Source organism: Paenibacillus sp. An7, assembly GCF_009870785.1.
In the GTDB taxonomy this organism is placed as follows: Bacteria; Bacillota; Bacilli; order Paenibacillales; family Paenibacillaceae; genus Paenibacillus.
The window spans coordinates 1-16,288 of record NZ_WTWX01000018.1; the positions used below are offsets into that span (position 1 = coordinate 1).

General features: G+C 40.4%; 13 protein-coding genes. 10 read left to right on the forward strand and 3 right to left on the reverse strand.

Annotated elements, in window-relative coordinates; all coding sequences use genetic code 11:
- The first annotated feature begins 830 nt into the window (after window positions 1-830).
- From GQY27_RS16585 to GQY27_RS16595, 3 genes are read left to right on the forward strand one after another with little or no spacing between them, the layout of a single operon-like run.
- On the forward strand, window positions 831-1,763 hold the full coding sequence (locus GQY27_RS16585; RefSeq protein WP_160036377.1) for an ABC transporter ATP-binding protein: 933 nt from the start codon (window positions 831-833) through the stop codon (window positions 1,761-1,763).
- 20 nt (window positions 1,764-1,783) lie between these two features.
- On the forward strand, window positions 1,784-2,917 hold the full coding sequence (locus tag GQY27_RS16590; RefSeq protein WP_160036378.1) for an ABC transporter permease: 1,134 nt from the start codon (window positions 1,784-1,786) through the stop codon (window positions 2,915-2,917).
- The gene (locus GQY27_RS16595; protein ID WP_160036379.1) at window positions 2,914-4,047 is read left to right on the forward strand and encodes an ABC transporter permease; all 1,134 of its coding nucleotides are present in this window, start codon (window positions 2,914-2,916) and stop codon (window positions 4,045-4,047) included. Before GQY27_RS16590 ends, GQY27_RS16595 begins: the two co-directional genes overlap by 4 nt.
- Window positions 4,048-4,352: 305 nt before the next feature.
- Here the strand turns inward: GQY27_RS16595 and GQY27_RS22090 are convergent, their stop codons facing one another.
- On the reverse strand, window positions 4,353-4,574 hold the full coding sequence (locus tag GQY27_RS22090; protein WP_160036380.1) for a DUF2071 domain-containing protein: 222 nt from the start codon (window positions 4,572-4,574) through the stop codon (window positions 4,353-4,355).
- Window positions 4,575-5,094: 520 nt separating this feature from the next.
- On the opposite strand from GQY27_RS22090, the gene GQY27_RS16605 reads away from it, so the two are divergent.
- The 5 genes from GQY27_RS16605 to GQY27_RS16625 all read left to right on the forward strand — a co-directional run bounded on the left by GQY27_RS16605 (window position 5,095) and on the right by GQY27_RS16625 (window position 10,419).
- Window positions 5,095-5,967 carry a hypothetical protein gene (locus tag GQY27_RS16605; RefSeq protein ID WP_160036381.1) on the forward strand — a complete coding sequence of 291 codons (873 nt, stop codon included), beginning with the start codon at window positions 5,095-5,097 and terminating at the stop codon, window positions 5,965-5,967.
- A gap of 297 nt (window positions 5,968-6,264) precedes the next feature.
- Window positions 6,265-6,795, forward strand: a complete 531-nt coding sequence (locus GQY27_RS16610) for a CueP family metal-binding protein (RefSeq protein WP_160036382.1) — start codon at window positions 6,265-6,267, stop codon at window positions 6,793-6,795.
- A 115-nt stretch (window positions 6,796-6,910) separates the two neighbouring features.
- Entirely contained in the window at window positions 6,911-7,636 is a 726-nt protein-coding gene (locus tag GQY27_RS16615) for an alpha/beta hydrolase (RefSeq protein WP_160036383.1), read from the forward strand.
- A gap of 146 nt (window positions 7,637-7,782) precedes the next feature.
- Complete coding sequence (locus GQY27_RS16620; protein WP_160036384.1) at window positions 7,783-9,747, forward strand: elongation factor G; 1,965 nt, start codon at window positions 7,783-7,785, stop codon at window positions 9,745-9,747.
- Window positions 9,748-10,032: 285 nt separating this feature from the next.
- A complete protein-coding gene (locus GQY27_RS16625; protein WP_160036385.1) occupies window positions 10,033-10,419 on the forward strand; it encodes a lipoprotein in 387 nt (128 codons plus the stop codon).
- Window positions 10,420-10,866: 447 nt separating this feature from the next.
- Here the strand turns inward: GQY27_RS16625 and nspC are convergent, their stop codons facing one another.
- Together nspC and GQY27_RS16635 are read right to left on the reverse strand one after the other, a co-directional pair.
- On the reverse strand, window positions 10,867-11,994 hold the full coding sequence (nspC, locus tag GQY27_RS16630) for a carboxynorspermidine decarboxylase (RefSeq protein ID WP_160036386.1): 1,128 nt from the start codon (window positions 11,992-11,994) through the stop codon (window positions 10,867-10,869).
- A gap of 1 nt (window position 11,995) precedes the next feature.
- Window positions 11,996-13,234, reverse strand: coding sequence for a saccharopine dehydrogenase family protein (locus GQY27_RS16635; RefSeq protein WP_160036387.1), 1,239 nt, complete (start codon window positions 13,232-13,234; stop codon window positions 11,996-11,998).
- A gap of 732 nt (window positions 13,235-13,966) precedes the next feature.
- Between GQY27_RS16635 and GQY27_RS16640 the strand changes: the two genes are divergently transcribed.
- Together GQY27_RS16640 and GQY27_RS16645 are read left to right on the forward strand one after the other, a co-directional pair.
- Window positions 13,967-14,749: a Cof-type HAD-IIB family hydrolase gene (locus tag GQY27_RS16640; protein WP_160036388.1), complete on the forward strand. Its 783-nt coding sequence runs from the start codon at window positions 13,967-13,969 to the stop codon at window positions 14,747-14,749.
- Window positions 14,750-14,987: 238 nt separating this feature from the next.
- The gene (locus GQY27_RS16645; RefSeq protein ID WP_160036437.1) at window positions 14,988-16,118 is read left to right on the forward strand and encodes a phosphotransferase enzyme family protein; all 1,131 of its coding nucleotides are present in this window, start codon (window positions 14,988-14,990) and stop codon (window positions 16,116-16,118) included.
- Window positions 16,119-16,288 lie beyond the last annotated feature (170 nt).

Genomic DNA, 16,288 nt, shown 5'->3' on the forward strand with positions numbered 1-16,288 from the left:
TGGCGGAATTGGCAGACGCGCGCGACTCAAAATCGTGAGGGAAACCGTGGGGGTTTGATTCCCATCACCCGCTTCATGTATAAACCTCTTTGCGAAAGCAAAGGGGTTTTTTATTATGGATTTAGCCAGATGAGTGTGTGAAACGCGCGAAACAAATAACCTCCCGCTATGAACTACACCCCAATGTTAGTTGATGTCTGACATTGGGGTGTAGTTCATTTTACTGGTGGTCCTGATTTTATCTGCTTCTACAAAAGCGTAAGTGTTGATCTACTGGGGTTTTCCTTTTCTAGGTTAGATATCGAACGGATTTAATAGGTTTGGGGATCTTTTTATACTATCACATGAAAAAAACATCATATGAATATTTCACAATAGATAAAAATAAACACACTGAAATACTTCGAACATATCCACCATATACACCTCTCTATAAGTATAAAATAGCAGATATTTTAAAATATTACGGATGTAAAGATATATTATCTTACACCTTAATATTTATTTATAACTAACCTTTTCTTCGTATTACAGTGCGGGGATAAGGTTTTTTATGTGAATTCACATTGAGTTCTACTTTGAGTTCTATTTACTGTACATTCTTGTGTTATAATGCTACAGCATGAACATTAATCAGAAGGATCTTAAGAATAGCCACATAATATAAGACGATATCTAACTTCTTAATTCTCTTATGATAGATTTAAGAAATTCATATGGAAATCGTAAGTGCGCGAGTGTCCCATCGATGATTAATGAGGCACTCGCGCATGTTGTTTATCGCTACTGATATCATCAATCACATAATGAAATGTTGAGGAGGAATGAAGATGATCATAGAAGTAACGGGTTTGGTCAAAAGGTACAAAGATTACACAGCTGTAGACGGGGTGGATCTCAGTATCCATGAAGGTGAGATATTTGGACTGCTGGGACCCAACGGTGCAGGCAAATCAACAACGATGAACACATTGCTGGGCTTGTTAAAAATAAACAATGGAACAGTGAAAATGTTTGGTAAGGATTTTTCCAAGCATGCAAAAGAAATTAAACGGTCGGTCGGATATGTACCGCAGGACTTGGCTTTTTTCGAAACCTTAAGTGCCATTGACAATGTAACGTATTGGGGGAAGTTGTATGGTCTTCGTGGCAAAGAGCTGCATACATCCGTACAGGAAGCACTTGAGTTTACTGGATTATGGGACAGGAGAAAAGGGATTGCTAAGACTTTTTCAGGTGGTATGAAAAGACGTCTGAACATCGCTTGTGCGATTGTACATAAGCCGCGTATTCTTTTTATGGATGAACCTACGGTTGGAGTAGATCCCCAATCACGCAATAATATTTTGGAATCAATTAAAATTATGAATCAAAAAGGGATGACCATCATCTATACTACACACTACATGGAAGAGATCGAGGCAATCTGCGAACGAGTCGCCATTATGGATTTTGGAAAAGTGATCGCACTCGGAAGTATAGATGAGCTGATTGATTCCATTTCAACGGGAACTCGCTTAAGTCTAGAGCTTGCATCGAATACGGACGCAGCCATTTCAGTGATTAAAGAATTGGAAGGTGTCACCGCTTGCAACAACATAAATGGAGTACTCGACATTCGCTTGGAAAAAGATGAACGGTTTCTTACGGGGATAATGGAAAATCTGATCCGGAAAGAATTTAAAATTAAGTCCATGACACTGGAAAAACCGAATCTGGAGACGGTATTCTTGCAGTTGACTGGTAAAAAACTGAGAGACTAACCCGGGACGGTGATAAAACGATGAATATACTCACTCAAATTTTTTATTCGGCAAAACGGATCATGATTGACCCTAAATCGATTTTCATTAGATTACTCAGTTTTTTGTTAATTATTTTAATATTAGGTACTGCGTTTAAAGACCAATTTAATGTTACCTCTTTGGAAAAAGTAAGGATCGTTTATAGCAACCAAGATTCTGGTCAACTTGGAGAAATGTTCATTAGCTCTATGACCGGTGCGGAAGATATTAGCTCACTGGCAGAGTTCGATCCCGTATTTTCTCTTGATGAGGGACGAGAGTTTCTAAATAAGGAAGAGGCAGATGCGTTTATCTATATTCCTGAAGGATTCTCGAACCAAGGGGAAGCAGATGGTTCAAGCAAAACAGTTGAAGTATATCTTGCCAAATCTTCCGGCGTTGATACAACAGTTGTACGGAATGTCGTGGATAGTCTGGTTAATGGGCTCAATACCGCAGGGGTAGTCGCCACCATGTCAGGTAATTCGCAAATTGATCAAGTGAGTTCGGATACCAGCTTGAAGGAAGAACCTCTAACCGATTCCAAATCGGCCACAGCCATGGGATATTATGCTATTGCAATGCTGCTGATGTTTCTAATGCGTGGTCAGGAATATGGCGCTGCAGGAATGGGAGAGGACTATTTGGGTACATTGGGTGATCGGCTCAAGCTTGCACCGATTAAACCTTTCGAACAGTATCTAGGTAAAACGATCGGTCTTTCCATAGTTACTTTCTTACAGGGCATGGTAATTATTCTGTTTACCAAATATGTATATGACGTGGATTGGGGGAATAACTTAGGTGTCATCGTATTGATCGTGTTTGTGTTCTCTTTATTAACCACGACACTTGGTGGCCTATTGACCATTGTCTTAAAGGATTCCGTAAAAGCCGACACCCTTGCCAATATTGTAACTCTTGTATCCACTTTTCTTATTGGCGGGTTTATTATTATTGATTTTGGAGCTATCGCAGCAATTTCCCCAAGCTATTATGCAAAATCAGCGATATTTAACGTTGTATATAACGACGAGCTAGGTTCTGCTTTTGTAAATATTGGACAGATGTTGGCTATCACATTGTTATTTACGGTAATCAGTATTGTGGTTTCAAGGAGGAAGAGAGCATGACGATCTTATTCAACAGCATAAAACGGATATTTCGAAAGCCAATAAACATCTTATTTATGCTTGTGCTTCCCATCCTGCTAAATATGTTTTTGATTTCGACGGTCACCAAAGATGCAAAATATAATGTAGGCATACTGGACCAGGATTCATCCCCATTCATAGTGGATCTAATATCGGATATGCAGGAGAAATACAATGTAACATTACTGACCCCTGGTGATGATGTAAAGGGCTTGATAGTAAACAAAAAACTAGACAGTGCTTTTACTTTTCCAGCGGAATTCACTGCAGAGATGCTTGAAGGAAAAGATGTATCTGCTCTGAGCTATGCCCTTGAGGCTTCTAATGTGGCGAGACCCGTTCAAGTATACGTATCGAGTTATATATCTTCAGCAAAACAAATTGCGGCAGCTGCAAACGGGAATGAAGATGCATTCTATAAGGGGATGGAAGCTTATAAGAAGAATGCATTCGCTGCAGAATATAAGAGCTTTTCTACTGGAACTTCTGAAAAATCTGAAAAAGACGTAAACACGGCGGTAATGTCCCTAGGTTATATCGCATTTGGTATGTTATTCTTGATTACTTTCTCCACAAGCTTAATTCTGGAGGATAAGCTAAATGGAGTCTATGATCGGATCACCGCAACACCGCTGACACGTTCTCGTTATTTTTCACAACATATGATAGCAAGCTTCCTAGTTGCAACGATTCAGGTTGTCGTATTAATCAGTTTGTTACCGAAAATAGTCGATATATCCTATGGATCAACACTGGCTCAACAACTGGAAGTCATGACAGTTTGTCTTGCGTTTGCTCTTGCTTGCGTAGCCATTGGCGTTGCAATCAGCAGATTTGCAAAAAGCGCACTGATGGTGAGCTCGCTAACGGCATTAGTCAATATCCCGATGCTGATGCTTGGTGGATGTTTTTGGCCAAGAGAAATCATGCCAGACTTTATGCAGCGGATCGGCGATTTTGTGCCGACAACTTGGTTTTTAGAAGCAGGGGAAAAGGTGTTGTATGGAAAAGGTTTAAACGGTGCCGTTCTTGAGCTGTCATACTTAATTGGCTTCTCTGCTTTGTTATTAATCGTGTCGTTTACAATCAAGTCAGAAAAGGTGAGATGAGTTAACATAACTTTACGTTATGTAGAAATAAACTGGAAGAGTCTTATGAAATAGACATTGGATTAACTTAAGTTTACTTCAATTAATACTGTATCCTCATAATGTGAAACAAATCAAAAACCCTTCAAGTAATGCTCCCCTGTTTAATGATTTGGGTGTTAACCTTGAAGGGGTTTTTGTATTGGTGAAAAGTATAAACAGAGTGTTATGTTGTGTAATTAATAGTTTATAGCACTTTTTTAGGGCCCAGAATAATACTTCAAGTCGTTTTGAATAGGTCACGTTAACCAATGAATAATTCTTGATTACCGTAAAGGAGACAAGAGAAATGGGATTAAACTAACCCATGGTCTACCTTCCCAAAGTACTAATTCCAGACCACGGGGAATGAGGGGGAGCAAATCTTCAGTATGTACCGGCCAATGGGCGCACAACAAATCATTCCATCCCTGTTTCATCAGCCAAGGTCCTTCTGGAATAGGAAACGAACGATGCTTTGTGTGAGATATGCGAAGTGTTTTAATCATGCGGATTGTTTTCTTCCAATCTAAAAAGTAGTAAAAAGAAAGAATTAAAAGAATTTGATTTCAATGTTAATTGACTTATGAATCACATAATATGAGGCTTTTTGTGTTGTTGTTCGCTAGAATCCTGATTGAGCGAGTTGAATAAATGGATGAAATAATGTAAGCGCCTTATTTAAAGATAACAGACTGAGCACATCCAAAATGCTTTTAGAAAGTAGGAACAGGTTTATCGTGGGTCAAAATGTCTCCTGCTGTTTACGAAATTCTGACATTAGTCCTATTACTTTTTTTGATGATTACTCTAAATTTTATTGGAGCAATTCACATTAAAGAGAGTCCTATAGTAATGGGCATCGACAATTGATAGCGGGGATTTTATAGACGAAAAGAATCATTTTTCCGGGAAATTTGATGAAATGGGTGTACGCAGCGAGGTGTATATACTACGATCAGACAAGGCCTTTTTTACACAAATACGAAATGAAGTCAATTCATATCGATCATGGGAGGAACATACGAAATGAAATTAAAGAAATTGGCAGTAACCGTTATTTTAGGGGGCGTTTGTTTGCTTGGTGCAGGATGTGCGGAGCAGAGACAGGGAGGAGAGACAACGCTTGGACAAGCCGTGCAAAATGGCAACGACATCATGATTCCGCACAATGATCGGCTGAATTTATCCACGGATAAGAAATGGATTGAGCAGGAAGGACATCAATCAGACCTAATCCGGCTGCAATGGACGGCAGAAAGAGCTAAGCCTGCAATTGTCTGGGTTGACGAAGCTGGCAAGAACAAGACAGCAATTATTTCCCATGACAAAGCAAACAATCCAGAGCAACACGATCATAAACATATCTCGTTTGAGACTACAATGTCACCGACTGGCCAATATGCCAACCAACTGTTCACTCGAATGGAAATTCCATTCGATACGGATATAAGCGAGATTCGTACTCATTCATCCAACTTTAATGTGATGAGTGGGGTGTTGCGTGTAGCTGGGGAGAAGGGGGCGAACAGAGATATTGAGTTAAGTGTATCCGGTAAGGAGAATGAAACGACACCAAGATGGGTCGTGCGGGCAGATAGTTCACAAGAATCGGGCGATAATACGGGATCCAACCTGCAGTTTATCCGTTATGACGATCATGGTAAAGTAGTTGATTCCCCGCTCAGCATACAACGCACTAATGGTAACATTGGGATTGGTACGAATGATCCGGATACTAAGCTCGATATAAATGGGGACAAACTGCGTATTCGCGATAAGTATACTCCTGCATCGTCTAATAGCGCCTGTAGCCAGGGACAGATGGCGTGGGATGATGACCATGTATATGTTTGTGTTGCCAAAGATAACTGGAAGCGGACAGAACTATCGTCATGGTAATCTCTCTTTCTTAATTTGTGATATATTGAAAATAACAAATATTCATCCAACTCCTTTAGATTTATTTCAAACTCGAAAGAACCTCAGAAGAGAAAGGGCCAAGTTTGTTCAATTGGCCTTCTCTAAGACCGACTAAAGAAGAAATCCTCATTACATATTATAAGGACAACATTCATGAAGTATGACAAGAGCTTTATGATGTGAACTCTATTAGTAGCGACTACTTAAGCTGAAATGTGATATCATCGAAATGCTATGACTTTACTTTCTAATAGGATAAGATAACGGGAGGATATTATGAAAAAAGGTTTGCTCATTGTTTCGTTTATTTTATTAATTCTGGTAACAGTAGCTTGTAATAACCAAAGTTATAATAGTGAATTAAATGAAGCTGGAACGCAGGATATTAAAGAAAAAGTTCATGCGTATAGTGTTGGTTCCTTTGAGGATGTAAGTGCATCTATTACACCAGAGGAACTGATTGTGACGGATCATGGCAAAAAGACATCTTTTGACCTTCCAGAGGACGAGTTTTTTGTGTCCATTGCACCGTTTATTGAAAACACACATGAATGTGCTATCCACAGTCTAACGGGGTGCCAAGGGGAATTAGTGAATAAAAATTTCGACGTACTTATTCAAGATGAAGAAGGTACTATCGTAATGGATGACACGATTACTTCTTTTGAGAATGGTTTTATTGATTTATGGCTGCCAAGAGATCGAACATATCAAGTGAAGATAGAGTATGAGGGCAAAACAGCAGAATCTGAGATCGGTACTTTTAAAGATAGTAATACATGTATTACAACGATGCGACTAACATAACATTCCATTCCATTCCATATATAACGAAGCCTGATCATTCGGGCTTTTTTTGTTTTATAATTTGAAGTAATTGCACCTTAAAAATATAAAATCGTTTTATGTTGGGAGTAAAGTCATGATCGAAACGTTCCTATCCTCCAATAGTACATGTACAGAAAATTGCCGTATGGTAGTTTGCTTTTTTGCCGGTGTACTGACTTATCGTAATAATTTTGAAGCAGCGGCAAGTGAGATTGCAAAGAGATATCAAGATGTAAAAATGATGACGATCTTTCCCTATGGGACTGCAAACGGTATAACGAGGTTCTCTTTTATCCGGCTTTTGGCAAAGCAGCTTACTAAGGTTAGCTATGACCTATCCCATGACCAGTCTAAGCGAGTAACAAATGTATCACAAATCATCAGAGAGCATGCGGAAACTTCGGATCGCGTAATCCTTATCGGGCATAGCGCTGGAGGCGTGATCGCTTATCGGACAGGACTTGTATTGGAGCAAAAATACGGATTTCAGCAGCTTCAAGTATTTGCTGTCGGGTGTCCAAAGTTTCATTTGAGAGACATTCCATTTAATAATAGGTTTACATATATTACAGGACAGATTCGGGACAGAATCACACAAATTGGCAAATGGCGTAAGCCGGGTTCTAGGATATACGTAGGTAGACCGGGGCGTGAAATTCAAATGGATTTTAATCCAGCCCATCAAGGATGGAAGTTTCATGCTTCCTATTTTTTGAAATCGGACTGGATGGATTCGAACCAAGTGTTTCGTTCCAATTCAGAAAAATTAGTCGCTAAAATTCACGAACTGGATCAGGAAACGAATTTTCAGGATAGCTAATCTGGTGAAAATTGGATGTTCCGTACATTTTGGGAAGAAAACATAGTCTAATCTATAAGGTTGGTTAATCGTATGAGGAATTATAGGAGTACTTATGTTTTAATAAAATGAGCAGTATCAACAAGAAACGAGGAAAGTGGGATTCTATGAAGCGACTAACAATGGGCCTGTTCGCCCATGTGGATGCAGGTAAGACAACTTTTGCGGAACAGCTGCTGTATCATACGAACAGTATCCGGTCGCGTGGGCGGGTGGATCATCAAGATGCTTTTCTAGACAACCACGACATCGAGAGAACTAGGGGCATTACGGTATTCGCAGATCAGGCAGTTATGGAATATAAAGGAGATACCTATTATTTGATAGATACGCCTGGACACGTCGATTTTTCTCCAGAAATGGAGCGGGCAATTCAGGTCATTGATTATGCAATCCTGATTGTAAGTGCGGTTGAAGGAGTTCAAGGTCATACGGAGACGGTTTGGCAGCTGCTGCGAAAACATCGGATTCCAACATTTTTCTTTATTAACAAAACGGATCGGATCGGCGCAGACGTAGACAGAACTGTGGAAGATATCCGTCAGCAATTGACGGAGGAAGTATGCTGCGTAACTCAAAACTTAGCTGGCGGCATGATCGGTGAATCGCTGCGGGAGGCGATGGCAGAGCGAGATGAAGATTTGCTGGAAGCGTTTCTTGAGGGAAGCGAGGATCCGAACTTCTGGATGGAGGCCTTGCAGAAGATGATAGCAACAGGTCTGCTCTTTCCGTATGCTTATGGTTCTGCACTACAAGATATAGGTGTCATTGAATTTCTAGAACAGCTGCATATGCTGACAACATCATCTTATGATGAGAATGCCTCATTTCAGGGACGGGTTTATAAAATTCGGCACGATGAAAGCGGTATGCGACTCACATTCATTAAGGCGCTTGGCGGGCAGTTGAAAGTGAGAGAAGAGCTTTCTTACGAGAGCAACGGGGTTCCATATGATGAGAAAATTACGCGGATCTTCTTGATGAATGGTCTTAGGTCCCAACCTGTAGAAAAAGTGGCAGCAGGCGATTTGTTTGCGGTTGCTGGACTGTCCGCGGCAGGGGCTGGGCAAGGACTAGGATTGTTATCAGACAAGTTAGCTTACGACTCGGAGCCAACGTTACAATCGAAGGTATTATTCGACAATTCGATACACGTACAGAAGGTTCTAGCGGCTTTCCGTATGCTGGAGGCAGAGGAACCGTCTCTGAACGTCGTTTGGGATGAGAAATTCCAAGAGATCTCTATCCGCGTTATGGGATTGATTCAGCTAGAAGTGCTGGAACAGATCGTGAGGGAGCGGTTTGGTTTTGCTATCTCTTTTGGCCAACCCGAAATCTTGTATAAGGAAACGATTCAATCAGCTGTAAAAGGATATGGTCACTTCGAACCACTCAGGCACTATGCAGAAGTCCATCTGCTGATTGAACCAGGAGAAAGGGGTGGCGGCATCAAGTTCGATAGCAAATGTCATGTCGATGACTTGAATGTCAGCTATCAGAATTTGATTCGGGATCATCTATATGAAAGGGAGCATCACGGTCTGCTGACTGGTATGCCGATAACCGATGTGAACATTACACTGCTGAGGGGCCGTGCACATAAAGAACATACCCATGGCGGCGATTTTCGTGAAGCTGTCTTTCGAGCGCTGCGGCAGGGGCTTGAGAAAGCTGATAATGTGCTGCTTGAGCCCTATTACGATTTCAAAATCAAGGTTGCTATGGATGAACTGGGCAGGGTGCTGTCTGATATTCAGCGGGCTTCAGGTGTTTTTGATCCGCCGCAAACGAACGAAACGCAAGCAGTGGTTACAGGCAGGGTGCCCGTGTCGACTTTCATGAACTACAGTACAGAATTTGCATCTTTTACACATGGACGAGGAAGTATTCGCTGCGTGTTTGGCGGCTACGATCGATGCCATAATACAGAGGAAGTCATTGAGCAGATAGGTTACCGCAAAGAGGCAGATTCACTATATACTTCTTCCTCCATCTTTTGTGCTAAAGGGGCAGGATACTCGGTTCCATGGGATGAGGCTGAAGCCAAGATGCATCTTGCATTAGAAGCTTGAGTTATTTATCAGGAAAATTCATAGGATACTAAGCAACTGCAAAATTATCATCCGTCGTTAATCTGATAAAACGAGAATACATATAAAGGCACTCCAAGTGAGTGTCTTTTCTATTTAACCTTTACAAACTATATGAAGAATCGAAAGGTAAAGGTGATACTTGACTGTGGTTTACCATAGATACCACTACTTTTCTCGCCTAACTCATTATCCATTTTTCTTCCAAACATTGCCATGCCTACAAAATTTAATTATACTCTTAGCCAAAATAGAATGAGGATTGAGATGAGAAAAGTTCCCTTACTATTCATATTTTTATTAGTACTTCTTACTGGATGTACGAATGCACAAGAAGATAATAAAACGGTTAAAGTAATTGGTAACCCTGATGCTAATGAGGTATTAAGTCTTGATTTAGATGCGAATATTTTTATGTTTGGAGACCTGATATATATAACCGGTATTGATTGGGTTGATGAATTGGTACTAACCCCCGATGAAGAGATTGGAGAAATAAAAAAACAAACTTCCATTGCAGAAGATTTTTTTAATGGAACATCAAATGTTCTATCAGTAGGGACAAAAATATATTCAAGTAAAGAACGAGGAGATATTTTATTGGTTAAGATTAATGGAGCAGTACTTAAGTATTATGCTTTAGTTGAAGGGTGATATTTAGGAAGCGTTTTAAAGAGGAAATAACATCCGCTAATAGAGAAGTTCCTATAGGATGATGGGACTCGTAAATATGAAACGCTAGATGACATAACAAATAATCTTTACAGGAAAGGATTCTAAAAATGGACATTTTTGATGAAATAAAATCGATTGGAAACGTACCTGTGTTGCAAAGATAGGCGGATTAAGGCCTGAAAGCACAGATCTTCATTGGTTCGGTGGTGATTTTTTACGTAATCCTAGGGAAGCATGGCCAGAAATTAATGGATCATGATTGGTATCTATATTGGGATTGTTATTGAGAGAGACGATAAAACCTGCTGGTAAACGCATATTGCTCTGAAATGACTGAACGTATTACCATAAGAGACGACAAAAATGAGTAAGAAGCCGTGACCCTAATTACAGGGCTACGGCTTCTTATTCGTTTCTTATTATTTATTAAGCTAGTCTGAATTTAAAATCCTGATAACCGAACTCGCGCACGATCCGGCAATCCCCATCTTTGTCCTGCACAGCGATCGCAGGTAATGGCATTCCGTTAAAGGTGTTCGTTTTTACCATAGAGTAGATCGCCATATCCTCGAAGACCAATCGGTCACCGCTCTTCAGCGGTTGATCGAATGAATAGTCCCCAATGACATCGCCCGTAAGGCAGGTAGGACCGCCAAGCCGATAGGTGTATGACTTCTCCCCAGCTTCGCCGGAACCGATAAGCGGCGGACGGTATGGCATTTCCAGAACATCCGGCATATGACAAGTTGCTGACGTGTCCACGATCGCAATCTCAATCCCGTTCTTATGGATATCCAGTACCGAGGTAACCATATAGCCTGCATTTAGTGCAATAGCTTCTCCAGGTTCAAGGTAGACTTCCAAGCCGTATTTATTCTGCATCCGCGAAATACAGGCTTCCAGTCTTGGAATATCATAGTCATCTCTTGTGATATGATGACCGCCGCCGAAATTGATCCATTCCATTTGCGTCAACCAAGGCCCGAACTTTTCTTCGACTGCATTCAGCGTGGTCTCCAAGTCGTCCGAGTTCTGTTGGCAAAGGGTGTGGAAGTGCAGTCCCGTAACCCCTTCAAGCAGTTCGGGGAGGAAATCCTCCCGTTTGACTCCGAATCTAGACCCCGGTGAGCAAGGATCATAGATTTCATGTCCTAACTGTGTTGAACATTCGGGGTTGATACGGATCCCAATCTTTTTGCCGGCCGCAATGGCTTTTTCCTTATACTTTTCCAGCTGGGAGAAGGAATTAAAGATGATATGATCACAAATAGACACAATCTCATCAATTTCATCTTCACGATAGGCAGGGGCAAAGACATGAGTTTCTTTGCCCATCTCTTCATGACCCAGCCGTGCTTCGAATAAACCGCTCGCCGTTGTCCCGCTTAAGTATTTTCCGATGAGGGGATACATAGCGGTCATGGAAAAAGCTTTTTGCGCCAGCACAATCTTAGCTCCTGTACGCTCCATAACGCCGCTTAGAATCTTCAGGTTTTTTTCAATGAGTGCTTCATCAACTACGAAACAGGGTGTCGGTAATTCCTCGAACCTCATATTAGCGAACGCGCTCCGACTCTTTAGCTTCCTCAGGCAATGCATCAACAAGTACCGGATTAAAGTCTTCAACCCATGGAAGGCCCCATTTGTTCAATTCTTCCATGAATGGATCTGGATCGAACTCCTCAATATTGAATACACCTGGTTTATTCCATTTGCCAGTCATGACCATTGCCGCGCCGATCATAGCAGGTACGCCTGTTGTATAGGAGACAGCTTGGGAGCCCACTTCTTTATAGCACTCTTGATGGTCGCACACATTGTAAACATAGTAAGTCTTGTCTTGGCCGTCTTTTTTCCCTTTAAAGATACAGCCGATGTTTGTTTTACCTACCGTGCGGGGACCGAGAGAAGCAGGGTCCGGAAGCACAGCCTTCAGGAATTGAAGCGGAATGATTTGTTTTCCTTCGAATTCGATTGGTTCAATGGAAGTCATTCCTACGTTTTCAAGTGCTTTTAAGTGCATGAGATAGCTTTGACCGAAAGTCATGAAGAAACGAATGCGTTTCAGTCCAGGTATATTTTGCGCAAGGGATTCAAGCTCTTCATGATAGAGAAGGTACATATCTTTTTGGCCAACTTCAGCAAAGTTATATTCGCGTTTGATTTCCATTGGTTTCGTTTCGATCCATTGCCCATTCTCCCAGTAACGTCCATTAGCGGACACTTCACGGATGTTAATTTCCGGATTGAAGTTGGTTGCAAAAGGATAACCATGATCTCCGCCGTTGCAATCCAGGATATCGATATATTCGATTTCGTCAAAATAGTGTTTCAGTGCATAGGCGGAAAACACGCCCGTTACGCCTGGGTCAAATCCGCTTCCCAAAAGTGCTGTAATTCCTGCTTTTTCAAAACGTTCGCGATAATCCCATTGCCATTTGTATTCGAATTTTGCCGTATCTTCCGGCTCATAGTTTGCTGTATCCATATAATGAGTTTTAGTGGCCAAACAAGCATCCATGATCGTTAAATCTTGGTAAGGCAATGCCAGGTTCATGACAATATCCGGTTTCACTTCGTTAATTAGAGCGATTAACTCGTCTACGTTGTTGGCATCCACCTGTGCAGTGGTAATTTTCGTGTTGCCACCATCCAATTTTGCTTTCAGCTCATCACATTTGGACTTCGTACGGCTTGCAATACAAATTTCTTCGAATACCTCGCTGTTTTGAACGCATTTATGAATTGCTACTGAAGCTACGCCGCCGGCGCCAATGATTAGTGCTTTTCCCATTTTTCAATCCCCTATTCTAAATTAGATTTTTATGTAAAAACGGCAACAAAAAAAGCAAGCGAAACACGCATCATGCGCATCACACTTGCTTCAATATATAGTCAAATAATAAGAAAAGTCCCAATAAACATGACTGGACAAACCTCTTGCGTGTTCATCAGCCAATCATAAAATAAATCGTCTCATGGAAAGGATCTTAATATTCAACTATACAATGTTAGGATCAGAGTCTATATAGCAAATAATTACTTTTACCACTCTTATTGACCGTTTCACAAGTTGTGTGCAAAATGCACTGGTTGTAAAGTAACCAACTTATAAAATTCGAGCTTTTAACTCAATCAATAAGGCAACAAAGTTGCCAATCGGCATTTGACCCGGCTGTCCGTATGGCCTTGACTTCCAGTAAAGAAAGTGGTCAAAGATTATCTGCTTGGAAAGATCCTAAATAGGAGTTGAATATTTGCTTTCCAAAAATAATGCTTCTTCATAGTAGCAGGCTTGAAGTTATAGCGCAAGAAAAATTTTCTAAAAAGATGAAAAGGTTGAAATCACTTTGGAGTCAGATAAGGGTTAGATGAGGAAAACTGCTGCTCAAATAAGGTAGTTCTCGTAACTGAGAAAAGTCTGATCATTTCATTTAACAACGTTGAATCTATATGTTTTTGTTGACGGCTCTCTTAATAAGGAATAGGATCTTACCAATTTAGCTTATTAGCTGGGAGGATACATATGACTAATATTCAAGTACTTGTACTAGACTTGGATGGGACCTTACTGAGTAATGATAAATCAATATCTCCAAGGAATTATCAGGCTGTCAAAAGATGTTTTGATTCTGGAATTCATATTATTATTGCTACGGCACGGCCGCCTAGAGCAGCTGATCAATTTTTAAAAGAATTCCCTTTTGTAGACTATATGGTTTATTACAATGGTGCTTTAGTTACATGTAAATCGAAGCAGAATGAGCAGCATATTAGTATCCCTATAGAGATAAGCCAACAGATAAGCCAGTTCATCGAGTTACGCGCACCTAAGTCCTTTATCTCATATGAAGTTAACGATTCATGGTATACATGTAGTCCAGTACCTGACTCCGAGTGTGCTCCATTGGGTATCCGTATGAATGATCCCAAACCCCAAGTTGTGGATAAAGAATATATAAGTTCGCTTTCACCTACCAAAATATTGGTCCTAGGTTGCAATGCATGGAAGGATATAAGCGAACAATTCGGTGGCCATGTGAACGTAATCGCAACCGATGAAGGGGTACTAGTTCAAATTATGCATAAGTCAGCTTCCAAGGAACAAGGGGTACAATGGGTGTTAAATGATATCGGTGTAAAATCAGAAAATGTAATGGTATTTGGGGATGACTTTAACGATTTAGGCCTATTTCATATGTCCGGATTTCCCATCGCCATGGAAAATGCAATCGTCGAACTTAAACATTGTGCAGCCTATGTAACCGAATCAAATAATAACGATGGTGTTGCTGCTGCAATCGATTGATCTATATATACCCCTGATTAAAGCAACTAAAGGTATTATGAAATTGATTCTATTTTAAAAGTAATTGATTATAAAAATATTTTACCTGGAAATAATCTGGAATTTTAAGGTAGAATTTATAGCAGAATAGCTGAAAGGAGCGATCAATCAATGTTAAACAAGGTGGTTATTATTTAGGTCCACAGAGGATTTATCTCATTTTTTGGATTTCCTCTGTGGCAATTTCATCGTTGCAAAAATGTTGGCTGGAGGAGATCGTATAAATCATAATAAGGTTATTAAAATCAGTGAAGAATATTTACTTCCATTAGCGTCAGAGTTGTTCGAATTAGAAGGTTATAATATGCAGCTTATTCCGGCACATGAAGGTGGGCGGAATGTTGTTTACTCCTGTGAAAAAGAGGGGAACGACTCCAAAATACTCAGGATTGCATTCTTACCTGACAGGAGCCGGGAAGATTTTCTGGGAGAACATGAGTATATCAGGTATTTATTCGAGCACGGAGGAAGTGTCTCGGATGTTGTCAGCTCTAAGAAGGGAAAATTGCTGGAAGAAATCATTCATAATCATCATAGCTATTTTATATCCCTGTTTCCTAAGGCGAAAGGGAAGATGCTAGTCGAAAATAATTATCAGTACCGGGATGGAGCTCCAATTACTGAATATTACTATAATTCCGGTAAAGTCCTGGGGAAATTGCACCAAATATCGAAAGGATATATTCCTATCCATCGCCGTTATAGCTTTTTCGATAAATACAATGTCTTGTATATCGATAAACTGATACCTGAATCCTTCCCTTTGCTTAAGGAGAAACTGGTCGAGCTCCTTAATACCTTACAAGGATTGGAAAGGAACCAAGTGACTTTCGGTATGAACCATTTTGACTATAATGATGGGAATTATTCAATTGATTTTAATACCGGACAAATAACCGTATATGATTTTGATAATTCATGTTACTGCTGGTATATGTTTGATCTGGCAGGACTCTGGATCAGCGGGGTAGGCTGGATACAATTTGAACCAGACGCTGGTAAACGCAAAAAGTTTATGGATGATTATTTTGAAACAGTCCTCGCAGGGTACAGATCTGAGACAAAAATCGAAGATTCGATGTTGGATAAGTTGCCCTTATTTATTCAGGTAAACATCTTGGAAAGTATTGTTGATGCATTTGAAGTAATGCATCACACCGGTGAGGAACCGACATGTGACGAGGAACTATCCTATCTTATAAAATGTTTGGAAGACGATATCCCGTATAAAGGCTTCTTTCATCAAATTTACTCATGCGAAGAACCCTTTGAGTTTGAGGAACGATTAATAGCTTTGAGCGAGAGCGAGATACCAAAAAATATGGATTAATAAATAGGAGGCAGCCGACAAACGTCGGTTGCCTCCTTATTAAACACAGCGGATTGCTAACCGTTTCCTAGAGTTAAGCTAACAGGCAGTTTTCTTGATTAAATACGAGATTTCATAATGGAATGTTACGAGAGAAAATAGATATAGATATCGAATACAAAGGGAGACGT